The 12,571-nt window shown below is 41.4% G+C and carries 11 protein-coding genes; 1 reads left to right on the top strand and 10 read right to left on the bottom strand.

Annotated elements, in window-relative coordinates:
* Positions 1-50: 50 nt before the first annotated feature.
* From PQ511_RS07925 to PQ511_RS07900, 6 genes are all read right to left on the bottom strand, one after another.
* Positions 51-917: a transglutaminase family protein gene (locus PQ511_RS07925; protein WP_273851362.1), complete on the bottom strand. Its 867-nt coding sequence runs from the start codon at positions 915-917 to the stop codon at positions 51-53.
* Positions 914-1,879 carry an alpha-E domain-containing protein gene (locus PQ511_RS07920; protein WP_273851361.1) on the bottom strand — a complete coding sequence of 322 codons (966 nt, stop codon included), beginning with the start codon at positions 1,877-1,879 and terminating at the stop codon, positions 914-916. The genes PQ511_RS07925 and PQ511_RS07920 overlap by 4 nt, the downstream gene beginning before the upstream one ends.
* A gap of 20 nt (positions 1,880-1,899) precedes the next feature.
* Complete coding sequence (locus PQ511_RS07915) at positions 1,900-3,345, bottom strand: circularly permuted type 2 ATP-grasp protein (RefSeq protein ID WP_273851360.1); 1,446 nt, start codon at positions 3,343-3,345, stop codon at positions 1,900-1,902.
* Positions 3,346-3,503: 158 nt separating this feature from the next.
* Entirely contained in the window at positions 3,504-4,256 is a 753-nt protein-coding gene (locus tag PQ511_RS07910; protein ID WP_420541673.1) for a carbohydrate ABC transporter permease, read from the bottom strand.
* A 68-nt stretch (positions 4,257-4,324) separates the two neighbouring features.
* Positions 4,325-5,290: a carbohydrate ABC transporter permease gene (locus PQ511_RS07905; protein WP_420541670.1), complete on the bottom strand. Its 966-nt coding sequence runs from the start codon at positions 5,288-5,290 to the stop codon at positions 4,325-4,327.
* Between the two features lie 51 nt (positions 5,291-5,341).
* The gene (locus PQ511_RS07900; RefSeq protein WP_273851358.1) at positions 5,342-6,628 is read right to left on the bottom strand and encodes an ABC transporter substrate-binding protein; all 1,287 of its coding nucleotides are present in this window, start codon (positions 6,626-6,628) and stop codon (positions 5,342-5,344) included.
* Between the two features lie 213 nt (positions 6,629-6,841).
* Here PQ511_RS07900 and PQ511_RS07895 point away from each other — a divergent pair, with 213 nt between their 5' ends.
* Entirely contained in the window at positions 6,842-7,450 is a 609-nt protein-coding gene (locus PQ511_RS07895) for a YdcF family protein (protein ID WP_273851357.1), read from the top strand.
* 79 nt (positions 7,451-7,529) lie between these two features.
* Here the strand turns inward: PQ511_RS07895 and PQ511_RS07890 are convergent, their stop codons facing one another.
* From PQ511_RS07890 to PQ511_RS07875, 4 genes are all read right to left on the bottom strand, one after another.
* Positions 7,530-8,333: an alpha/beta fold hydrolase gene (locus tag PQ511_RS07890; RefSeq protein ID WP_273851356.1), complete on the bottom strand. Its 804-nt coding sequence runs from the start codon at positions 8,331-8,333 to the stop codon at positions 7,530-7,532.
* Positions 8,334-8,479: 146 nt separating this feature from the next.
* Positions 8,480-10,045, bottom strand: a complete 1,566-nt coding sequence (locus PQ511_RS07885; protein ID WP_273851355.1) for a helix-turn-helix domain-containing protein — start codon at positions 10,043-10,045, stop codon at positions 8,480-8,482.
* Positions 10,038-11,483, bottom strand: coding sequence for a sensor histidine kinase (locus PQ511_RS07880; protein WP_273851354.1), 1,446 nt, complete (start codon positions 11,481-11,483; stop codon positions 10,038-10,040). Before PQ511_RS07880 ends, PQ511_RS07885 begins: the two co-directional genes overlap by 8 nt.
* The gene (locus PQ511_RS07875) at positions 11,480-12,478 is read right to left on the bottom strand and encodes a sugar-binding protein (RefSeq protein WP_273851353.1); all 999 of its coding nucleotides are present in this window, start codon (positions 12,476-12,478) and stop codon (positions 11,480-11,482) included. The genes PQ511_RS07880 and PQ511_RS07875 overlap by 4 nt, the downstream gene beginning before the upstream one ends.
* Positions 12,479-12,571 lie beyond the last annotated feature (93 nt).

The following is a 12,571-nucleotide window of genomic DNA, read 5'->3' as shown; positions in this document are numbered from 1 at the left end:
ACTTTATTATTGCTTATTATGTCCATTACCATAAAAAAACGAGCAGCTTCTTACCCGCTGACCCGTTCTTCTAAATTTTTCACTCCGACGCTTACGTTTAGCGTTTGAGCTCCGCCGATATATACCCCTTTTAACGGAGAAATATCACGGTAGTCTCGTCCTACTGCAATACGAATATGCTGCTCTGCCGCAATCGCGTTATTCGTTGGATCGAGACCAATCCAGGCTAACCCTGGGACTTTGACCTCAAGCCAGGCATGCGTTGCTGCATCACCACGATAAGCTGAATTTTCTCCAATGTAGATGTACCCGCTCACATAGCGTGCTGGAATCCCTCGGTGCCGACAAAGAGCAAGCATTAAATGGGTGTAATCCTGACAAACGCCCGTCCGATGGGTTAAGATTTTCTCAGCTGTTGTTTCCACATTCGTTGCCCCAGACACATACTCCATCGTGTTATAAATATGCTCATTTAACTTCACAGCAAAATCAAGCTCATCTCTCGCATTTGCCCAGAGTTCTCGCGTTTCTTCTTCCATAACGTTTTTTGAAATCGTTGTATAATCCGTTTCAATCAGATATTCGGTATAGGCTTGTTTAAACGATTCTGAATGAAGTTCCGTTCGCTGTTTACCCGTCAATGGTAACGTAACATCCAACGTTAGAGGATGCACTTCAACTGTTGAAACGGTTTCAATTTCAAGGCCTTGATGCTCGCCCCAAAGGTAAAACGTCTCGACATAGTTGCCCCAATAGTCCGTGTGCCCGTAAGTCATGCTCTCAGGTCGAATTCGAACACGATAGTCATGAAGCGATTGTTGCACATCGTGAAGCGGCCGGAGCCTGAATTGATTAATGCTCTGTCTTACTGGCAACTCATATTCATAAGTGTTCGTTTGGGTAACTTCGTATTTCATGGTATCACAACTTCCCCCAGGTAATAGGTTTTTGTAATGTGCAGGCCGATCGTCATACAGCGATGTTGAAAGCTTTGAAGGAACGCATGGGCACCTTGATTCAAGATTTCTTCTATCGAAAAATCATACAAATCATTGGCAAGGTGTTCAAGTTCCTGCGCAAGTGACTCTGAATAGTGTTCAACATGCCCATCTTCGAGCGCAACAAACGCATTTCGTACTTTTTGGATACAGTACATCATCGACCTTGGAAACTCAGCATTTAAAATGAAAAACTCAGCGACATTCCGACTTTTAATCAATGGTCGATACGTCTTAATATAAGCCTCGTGCCCACTAACCGACTGAAGAACAGACCACCAATGATGATACTCAACAATTTCTTTGTTCTGGTAGGAATCCAAATTTTTATGATAATACACGTCTAAGATGCGAGCTGCTTTTTCAGCCCTTTCCAAGTGTTTACCCATTTCCATGAAAAGGTAAGCATCTCCTCGTGGCATTGTGGCTTCAACGATACCTTGAAATAGGAGAGAATCCTTTTTTACAAATTCACAGATATCGCTTACTTCTTCCATCGTCCACGGGGCATGACTCTGTCTTTTTAAATTGAGATAAAATGAATTAATGCTTTCCCAAAGCTCATTTGGAATAATTTCACGAACAGCTCGAGCATTTTCTCTTGCGATTGTAATCGTATTTAAGATAGAATTAGGATTTTTTATCGAAAATAATAAAAATTCAATCACATTTCGATCAATTGAACGGTCATATTCATCATCAAAAACCTCTTGAAAACCGCTAATTTCGATCAGTTCATACCAATTTTGATTCATTTCTTCAGTTGGATTGGCGTTTTCAAGCCGGCTTGTTAATTTAACCGCGATTAATCGTGCATTATTTTCCGCTCGCTCCACATTTCGGGTTAACCAATACAGTGAATCAGCTACTCTGCTTAGCATTGACAATGTTCCCTCCCCTTTTAAATATGAACTGGATTTTCTTCAAGCACCCATGTATCTTTCGCTCCGCCACCTTGAGAGGAATTGACGACTAGGGAACCTTCTTTTAGCGCAACACGTGTTAAGCCTCCAGGAAAAACATGCGTCTTTTCCCCACCGAAAATAAAAACACGAAGATCCACATGACATGCCGCAAATCGGTCTTCTTTAAAAGCGGGTAAGCGAGATAACTTAATTGTCGGTTGAGCGATAAATTCAGACGGGTTGTTAAGAATTTGTTTTCGATACGCTTCTATTTCATCTTTAGAAGCGTGAGGACCAATCAGCATGTTATAACCACCTGAAGCGTTCGTATGCTTTACGACTAGCTCTGACAGGTGATCGAGGACATATTCTAACTGATCGTCATATCGTAATAGATACGTTTCAACATTTTTCACTAATGGTTCTTCTTTCAAGTAATAGCGAATCATGTCAGGAACAAAATGATAGATGGCTTTATCATCTGCAACCCCGTTGCCAATTCCGTTTAATATTGAAACATTACCTGCACGGTAAACATCGATCAAGCCAGGTACACCAAGTAAGGAATCCTCACGAAATTCAAGCGGATCTAGAAACTCATCATCAATACGACGATAAATAACATCAACTTGCTTCAATCCACGAGCCGTTTTCATATAGACTTGGCGCTCTCTTACAACAAGATCTCTCCCCTCAACAAGCTCGATGCCCGTTCGCTGAGCGATAAAAGAATGGTCATAGTAAGCAGAATTATGAACACCAGGGGTTAAGAGAACAATGGTTGGTGATTCACGACCTTCTGGAGCAAGCGAAGCCATGGCGGAATGAAGGTAGGAAAACTGTTGCTCAAGAGACTGAACAGAATATTGATTAAAAAATTCTGGGTATACCTTTCTCATCACATAACGGTTTTGAAAAACATAGGAGAGGCCTGAGGGATTACGTAGATTATCTTCTAAAACACGGTACTCGCCGTTATCGTCCCGTATTAGATCGATACCAGCCATAAAAATGTGTTGCCTTCTTGGAAGATCAATTCCTGCTACTTGCTGGAAAAAATGCTGACAATTGACAACAAGGTCACGAGGGATAATGCCGTCTTTTAAGATGTTTTGTTCGTGATAGACATCATCTAGAAAGGCATTTAATGCATCGAAACGTTGCATGAGTCCACGTTCAAGCTCCTGCCATTCATCTGGAGGAATAATTTTTGGAACAAAATCAAATGGCATCGTTCGTTCCGTTCCTTCGTTATCACTATAAACCGTAAATGTTATGCCCTGTCTGAGAAAATCACTCTGGGCCAGTTCATAGCGCGATTGCAATTCTTCTGGCGCCACTTCGGTTAATTTTTCGTGGAACGGTTTGCAATGTCCCCTTGGCTTTTTGCCTTCCTGAAGCATCTCATCAAAGTAACCATCTACATTATAAGAATGAAACATCGGCACTCCCCCTCCATTTAAGTAAGATCACTTAATAATTTTACCATTTTTCTCACTATTCAAACAAATTTCAAGATAAGTAGGCGAAATTCCTCTATTTTTGAAAAGAACCTCTAGTAGAAAAAACAAAAAGAACAGCATAAGCTGCTCTTTTCCCCCTATCCTTTTACTGAACCAGCAAGTAATCCTTTCACAAAAAACTTTCCAAGAAAAATATACACGAGAAGGGTTGGTAATGCAGCTAGTAGAGCACCAGCCATTTGAACATTCCATTGGACAATTTGGCTTCCAGATAAATTTTGTAACGCGACCATAACTGGCTGCTGATCCGATGTCGTAATCGTGACCGCAAACAAAAACTCGTTCCAAATATTTGTAAACTGCCAGATTGCGACAACAACAAAGCCTGTAATCGATAACGGCACCATAATAAAACGATAGACTCCTATAAATCCAGCGCCATCTATTTTGGCTGATTCAATCATCGAATCAGGAATGCTCGCATAGAAGTTCCGGAACATTAGAGTCGTGATTGGAATGCCGTACACGACGTGAACAAACACAAGTCCAGCGATTGAATTGTATAGACCGATTTCCCGTAGAAACTGAATAAGCGGAATTAGAATACTTTGGTAAGGGATAAACATTCCAAATAAAATAATTGTAAACAGCGTATTCGCGCCTTTAAATTTCCATTTTGAAAGGACGTACCCATTTAAGGATCCTAAGAGCGCGGATAACAACGTGGCTGGTATGACAAGATAAAAACTATTCAATAGATTTGGCGCAAGTTTTGTAAAAGCCTCGGAATAGCTACTAAAGTCCAGGGAGGTCGGCAGCTGCCACATTTGACTTAACGTGACTTCTTCAAGTGGCTTGAGACTCGTAATGATCATCACATAAACGGGCATCAGGTAGAAACACGAAAGTGCAATAAGTAAAGCATAGAGAATAGGGCGCGTGAACGATCGTATAGCCACTAAGCTTCCCCCTTCCGACTCGACCAAAGATAAGGAATGATAAAGATCGCAACCGCTAAAAGCATGACAACCGCAATCGCTGCTCCGTTCGCGTAATAATTTCCTCTGAACGTCGTTTCATACATATACACACCGGGCACATCAGTAACAAAGTTTGCACCTGGTCCCGTCATCGCATAAATCAAATCAAATATTTTAAGTGAAATATGAGCCATAATGATGATCACACTGACCGTAATGGGACGGAGGATCGGCATAATAATTTTCCAATACACTTGAAATTCATTTGCTCCGTCCATGCGAGCCGCTTCCCTTACTTCTTCAGGAACGCCTCGTAACCCGGCAAGATACATCGCAACCGAGAAGCCAGTCATTTGCCAGACGGCCGCAATGACAACAGCGATCATGGCGATTGGAATTCCGAATTCGATTTTACCCCAGCCAATGGCAGGAAAGATTGTCGTATCGGTATACCATTTTGAATCCAGTCCGAGCTTTGCAAGAAATAGATTAACCCCTGTGGAAGGATTCAACAGCCACTGCCAGACGACCCCTGTAACGACAAATGAAAGTGCCATCGGAAAGAAAAAGATGTTGCGAAACAGTGACTCCTGCTGAATTTTCTGGTCTAAAAGGATCGCTAGAATTTGCCCTACGACAATCACGGCTAAAATAAACATGATTGTAAAAAAGAGCGTATTTCGTAGGTCTGCTTGAAAACGGAAATCACCAAACAAATAAAGGTAATTTTTCAATCCAACAAATGAAAAGTCTGGGACAAGTGAGTTCCAATTACTTAACGAAACGTAGCCTGTCCAGCCGATAAATCCATAAACAAATACACCAACTAATAAAATTGAAGGAATAAGAAAGCCAATCGCAAGCATGTGATCCTTCGTAAGCGAACGTTTCTTCCGCGTTGTTACTGTGACCGATCGCATCGTTGTTTCAGTCTCCATCATCATCCCCCTTACCATTCAAAAAGGGAGAAGAACCAATCTTCTCCCAGCACATTTTTACTTCAGGTCACTAGAAGCATCTTCAAGTGAACTAATCAGTTGATCAACATCCTGCTGCGTCACAAAAATATTAATCGCCTGGTTCACTTTCGTAACAAAACCTTCAGGTGCTGCCGATCCATGCGCAAGGCTCGGTGCAAGACTTGCACTCTTGAAATCTTCAATCGTTTCTTTACCATATTCATCGTAGTTTGAAAGATCAGCATCTACGCGAGCTGGGATCGAACCTTTTAAAGGATTAAACGCATCCTGCCCTTCTACAGAACCAAGAACAGATAGAAATTTCTTAACGTCTTCAGGATTTGATACGCCCTTAGGCAAACCAAACGTATCGGTAATCACCATAAACATTCCTTCCGTACCCGGTGTTGCCATCCAACCAAAATCCTCTTTCACTTTCAAATTAAGATCATTCACAAAGTAACCCTTTGCCCAATCTCCCATGACGTTCATCGCTGCTTCTCCATCTGCGACGAGCTGAGAAGCATCTTGCCAGTTACGAGAACTATGATCTTCGTTTACGTAGCTCAACATTTTCTTGAAATTTTCAACCGCTTCTTTTACTTTTGGATCACTAAATGAGAGTTCCCCAGTAAAAAGTTTTTTGTAATTATCTGCACCAAGCGTTCCAAGAAGCGCTGTTTCAAAGAGATGCGTTGCTGTCCATGGCTCTTTGTCACCGAGGGCTAGAGGCGTTACGCCTGCTTCCTGAAGCTGATCGGCTGCTGTAAAAAATTCATCGAACGTCTTCGGTGGCTCCACACCATTTTCTTCAAAAACGCTCGTATTGTACCAGAGCACGTTACCCCGATGGATGTTTACTGGAACCGAATAAATATCGCCGTCTTTACTAACAAGATCAATTAAGTCCTCTGGAAACTTATCTTCCCATCCTTCAGCTTCATAGAGGTCGTTAAGCGTTTCCATTTTTCCAGCTGCGACCCAGCCATCATTTAGTTCGGAACCGCCATGCACCTGGAATGTTGCTGGTGGATCATCCCCTTGCATGCGACTTGCAAGGACAGCCTTCGCATTTGTTCCCGCCCCGCCAGCAACGGCCGCATTTTCGACTTCAATATCAGGATATTCTTCTTTAAATAAGTCAATAAGCGCATTCAATCCATCTTCTTCCCCAGCACCTGTCCACCAGCTAAAAATATCAAGCGTTTCTTCATTACTCGAGCCGCCGCTTGTTTCATTAGAACTCGAGCAAGCAGAAAGTGGTCCAAGCGCTAACACAAATATTAAAAACCAACCCGTAAATGATTTAAGCCTTCCTTTCATACGATTGATCCCCCCATTTCTTTTGTTACTCACACTTTATCAAACCGAATGACGCTTAAGTTATGTAAGCGCCTTCATATTTTTGTGGTTATCTTCACTTTTTTGTGGTGTTTCTCATAAGCTAGTACAACACAAATAAAGGAAGGGTCTTCTCACAATGAAGGAGAATTATAAAGGAAGCAGGTATTTCTGTATAAATGAGGTGAATGAAAAATGAAGTTATCCGAACTAGACCCGGACAATCTCTCAAGGGAACAAATTACGGCCATCATGTTCGAGGAAACCGTAGATGATCACAAATCCGGTGATTGTATTTTTGTTTTCGGGTCAAAGAACATTCACCGTGTTATAAAAGCTGCAAAACTCTATCATGATAAACGTGCCCCTAAAATTCTTGTTTCAGGATCTGCAGCAAGATGGGGAGAAAACGAGGAAACGGAAGCTACTTGGATGAAAGATCGATTAGTCGATCTCGGCGTACCAAATGAAGCTATTTTACTCGAGCATGAGGCTGCAAACACCACAGAAAACGTTCTCGCTTCTCTAATGGTTTTGCAACGTTCGATTGGTTTAAACCGAATTAACCGGCTATTAATTGTAAGTTCGCCTTATCATATGAAAAGATGTCATCTAACACTTACCACTTATATGCCAGACTGGATCTCCTATAGTTATTGTTCAGATGATCGTGAACTCGGACAGCAAAATAACTGGTGGAAGCATGATGAAGAAAGGGCAAGAGTGATAAAAGAACTTCACTCCATCCAGCGGTATGTTCAGGAGGGGATTCTGAAGGATTATTCGATTCAATTAACGAAATAAAGAGAAATCCTATATCCTTTCAACTATAAAGAGGAGTTTACCAATTTAACAGGAAACTCCTCTTTGTTATGAAGAAACGTTATAGGGCAGTTGAAATGCTTTTCTCTATTCGATGTTTGTTGAAAAACGCCATAGAAGCAGCATTAAATTCTTTCGGTTTTTCGACGTTACAAACATGACCGCAATCTAATAATAAATGGGTCGCCTGTTGGTCGCTGTGAATATCTTCAAGCAAGGGTTTGACAAAGAGATGATCCTGTTCACCTGAAATATAGAGTTTGGGAATGTTTTCACTCTTTTCTTGTACTTCTACGTAGGTCGCTTTCACGTGAAAAGCTAATCCATACCATGCCAGAAAATCACACCGCTTCATTTTCATCGCTTCTCTTATGAAGAGTTCACGTGAACGGGAATGATTTGATTTTGGCATCATCACATAAGCAAACAATTTGTATAACCACATATACGGCATAAAAGCTTTCACTGCATTTCCAGCCAATAGTAAGGAGGAAGCTAAGGAATTAAATCGCGTAATCGCTCCTCCAAGCACGGCACTCTGAATACGATCTGGTGCCCGCTGCAACAAGTGATGCACCGCAACGGATCCGAGTGAAATACCTACTAAATGGGCTTTTGAGATTTTCAATTCATCTAGAAGACCGAGAATCTCATCAGCAATCAATTCAGCCGTAAAAGGGGTATCATAGCTTGATGTAAGAGGTGAATTTCCATGGCCCGGTAAGTTTATCGCTAACACATGATACTGCTTTTTATAAATTCCTATCTGGTGATAAAAGATCCCATAGTTCCCACCAAGACCATGGAGCAAGACGATCGTTTCGCTGTCACTTGCCTTATTTTTATATAGCTTATAATCAAGCATGATGATAAATCCTCTCTGTTTAAGGGATGTTGCGTCCCAAGTTGCATTCTAAGTATACCTTTCGAAGAGGGAAGAATGAAATAAGAAAATAGTTTAAGATAATATCAATCTCGCTTTGCACCTACGACTAGAACGATCGGCGTTTCCTACTGTTTAAGGGTTTGTAACCGCTCACGATACTGAGAAGGTGACAAGCCTGCTTTTCGTTTAAATACGCGACTAAAATAATTCGGATCTTTATACCCGACGTTAAAACAAATCTCTTTTAAGCTTTTGGTAGGATCGAGCATTTCCCGCTTTGCTTCTGTAATCCGAACTTCTGTAACGTAATCTATAAAAGTTATGCCACTCTTATCTTTAAATAATTTACTAACATAATAGGGACTAAGCTCTACATAATCGGCTGCTTCTTCAAGGGTAAGCTGTTTATGAAAATGAGATCGAATGTACTTTTTGACTTGTTCAAGTCGATCCCCTCCGTGGAGTGCACGCCATCCCTGAACATGCTCGCTTAACTTCCGGAGTTTTTCTCGCGCTAGATTGGTCGCTTCAGACTCACTTTCCGCCACTATGTAGGAATAAGAGGATAAGACAATTCCATTGGTTTGAAGAATCCGCTCCGCGACAAGAAAGAGTTCATTTAGCTTTTGAACATAGATGGAAGTGGGCTTATTTGAAATCATTTCAACATACACATCAAGTGCTTGCATCGCTCTTGCAAATTCCCCATTATGAATCGCATTGATGACAATCGATTCCTGCTCCTGTGTAACATTCCGGCTAGGTATCCTTCCGCTTTTTCCTTCTTGATAAAATGCATACGTTACCTCATGCTGAAAATCTAGATTCCGAGCCGTATGAAGAGCTTCTCGGTATGAAGCAACGAATTGATTCGCTTCCTGATAGGGCGTTCCTATGCCTATACAAACCGCTTCATGAAAACGATGTTTAAGTTCATAAAGAAGATTTCGTATCAACGGCAGTACTTTTGACTTTATGCGCTTATCCTTCTCATGAAGATTTTCGCTAAAAAGAAAACAGGGTAAATAGCAGTCATCTCTCACTCCAATTAATACTTCACCTGGAAAAGTGGTTTTCAATTTTTCCTTAATCCACTGGACCATTTCATTGATGAAGACCTCCTGTTTGTTGGGAAATTTAATAACGATGGCATAACCTGCTGTCGTTTGAAAACCAAGGAGTTCGCTCCACTCAGAAGGACTGAACTCCGTCACTTGATTCATTAGGATCGCATTCATCCACTCCCCTTCAAGTAAGTGAACCGCTTTTGCAAGCTTTGCTTGAACATGCTCCTTTTTTTCCGCTTCTACTCGATCTACTTCAAGTTCCTCTGAAACGCGTGTGAGAGCAGCTAAAACTTCCTTCTTACGCCCTGGCTTCAGCAAATATTCTTTCACCCCTTGCTGCATGACATCTCTTGCATAGTTAAAGGTGTCAAAAGCAGAGAGCATAATAAACCGAATGTTGGCATGACTCTTTTTAATGATTTTTACCGCTTCGACTCCATCAATTCCGGGCATTTTAATATCCATAAAAATGATTTGTGGTTGGAACTCATCCACAAGCGCAATGGCTTCCCTTCCATTTTTCGCTTTAAGAAGAGTGACGCGATCGCCATATTTTCTTGAGATCATCATTTCCAAAGCATCTCGTTCTAGCTGCTCATCGTCCACGATCATGATTTTAAGCAAATTGTTCCTCTCCTTCCATCGTTTGATAAGGTACATTCAATCGAACAGTGGTCCCTGTTTTTTGAGAAGATTCAACGGTCATAGAACCTGTTTGTTCCGAGAACAATTCAATTCGTTTTTTTACATTCTGCATGCCAAGTCCTGTCGAATGCCCCTGCCTTTGCGCAATTGCCCCTTCATCTTCAGAAAAAATTTGTGAAAGTCTTTCCGTTTCAATACCAACTCCATTATCCAAAACCTCAATGATGACCTCTTCTTGTTCTGCATAAATACGTATCGTAATTTCCCCACCTGCTTCATACGACTCGACGCCGTGGATAAACGCATTTTCAACAATTGGCTGAAGGGTTAAAACAGGAATTCTACAGTCGAGGACGTTCTCATCTGCGATGACATCAAACGTCACACGTTCACCAAATCGCGACTTCTGAATAAAGAAATATTCCCGCACAATTGTGAGCTCTTCTTCAAGCGTTACGTCTTTCGCTAGATTACCAAGATTATAGCGGAGAAGCGCCGAAACTGATTCGATCAATTCACTTGTTTGATCGGCCCCTTCAATGTAAGCGCGTCTGGAAATCGTATTAAGTGTATTAAATAGAAAATGAGGATTCATCTGACTTTGAAGGCTTTTTAATTCCATTTCTTTCAAAAGTTGATCGAGTTCTGATTTCTGTTTAATTTCCTTAATCAGCTCTTTTATATTTTCCTGCATGCGATAGAACGTTTCAGCCAACAGCTGCAGTTCATTTTTTGAATGAACAATCACTTTACTCGCTGTAAAATCACCTTTTGATAATTTTCTAGCCGCTGCCGCAAGCTCATGAATTGGCGTAGTAATTCCCCGTGAAAACCAGAAGGCCATTAAGAAGCTAACTAAAATCATAGAAACAAATAACGAAATCCCCATCCACTGCAGGTATGAACTTTTTTGATCCATTTCGTTGTAAAAGGTGCGGTAATCCGTTAATTCAGAATTAATGAGTGTTAGCGTTGTTTCTTGGATAAAGGCAGAGATTTGGGCTGCTTGATTTAAGTGACCTGAATACTGATTAATTTCCTGCCTCTGAAAGGCCTGTACGGTTATATCGCATTCAAGTAAAAAGCTTTCAATCATGTTTTCATAATTTGTGACGATTTGATCGTTCCCTTCATTTTTGACCGTCTCAAGAAGCTCTTCCTTTTCTTGTGATAGAATTTTTCGTTCAGTAGCATAAGCTGTTAATTCTTCTTGCGTCCGGGCTGTTAGATACGTATTCATAGCTTCATAGACTGTATTCGTTTGTTGCGAAATCTCATTTAAGACAATAAATCGCTCAAAGCTCGTGTGATAATCATCAATTGTACCCTGACTACTATGAAACAAGTAAAACGCGACACCGTTCATCAGAAGAACAAGCAATGTAAAAAAGAGAATAAATCTCGCTTGAATTTTCATTGTTGTTTCATCCCTCCCGGCGTCATTGTTTCTGTTTGAGTAAAGTCTTGTTGACGAACGACATTTGTCATCGTGTGATGATAAGGGGAAACCTTTTCTCCTTTAAGCACTTGAACCATTAATTCAACCGCGTCATACCCCATTTGATAGGGTTTCTGTTCAACGGTTGCTTCTAGCTTTCCTTGTTCAATGAGTTGGATTGTTTCAGGCAAAGTATCAAATCCAATCACATAAACCCGGTCCGTCATCCCAATGCTTTCAAGTACCTGTACAATCCCAATTGCATCAAGGGCACTAGTTCCATAAAAAGCATTTATATCCGGAAACGCCTTGATCATTTCATACGTTTTCTCTGCAGCTTGGATTCTCGTAATTTGAGATTCATCGATGGCAATCACCTTTACGCGATTGCTATCTTTAATCGCATCTTTAAACCCCTCCACCCTTAGCTTTTGATTCGCTGAATCAAATCGCCCCGTAATAATCCCGACCTTCACTTCCCCTTCTGTATCCTTGAGTAACGCTTGTCCTGCGAGAAACCCGGCATAATAATTATCGGTTCCGACGTACGCCACGCGATTACTTTCGGGCGCATCTGTATCGATTGTTAGAAAAGGAATTCCTTTCGCTGATACTTGATTAATCAGCGAAGGAGATACCTCCTGGTTTAATCCTTGCGCGATGATGCCATCTACTTTTGAGGCAGCTGCCATTTCAATCATTTTCTTATGTTCATCAAAATTGGCTTGTTTTGGTCCGGTATACTGGAGCGAAACATTGTATTTCTCTGCTGCAGCGCGTGCCCCTTTCTCCACTAGTCGCCAGTAGTCATTATTCACTTCCTCTGTAACGAGTACGAATCGATAGTCCGGAGCTTTATAAGATGCAGAAGGACGATCCGGCGTTAAATTGAAAGCCCTTACAGAATAGAAAAGAAAAAAGGAAAAGGTTACCGTTACAAGCAAAGCACCAATCACATATATCCAGCGCGCCATCGATCTACCTCCTTTTTGGGGTCAGGTTCGTTACCGGGGGCGGCACCCGTTACCCAACCGTACCCCTGCACCGACCCCCGGGAGCACCGTGAC

Source organism: Guptibacillus spartinae (assembly GCF_028610625.1).
GTDB classification, from domain to species: domain Bacteria; phylum Bacillota; class Bacilli; order Bacillales; family Guptibacillaceae; genus Guptibacillus; species Guptibacillus spartinae.
The sequence above is the reverse complement of the archived record's forward strand: the minus strand, read 5'-3'. Positions and strand labels throughout refer to the sequence as shown.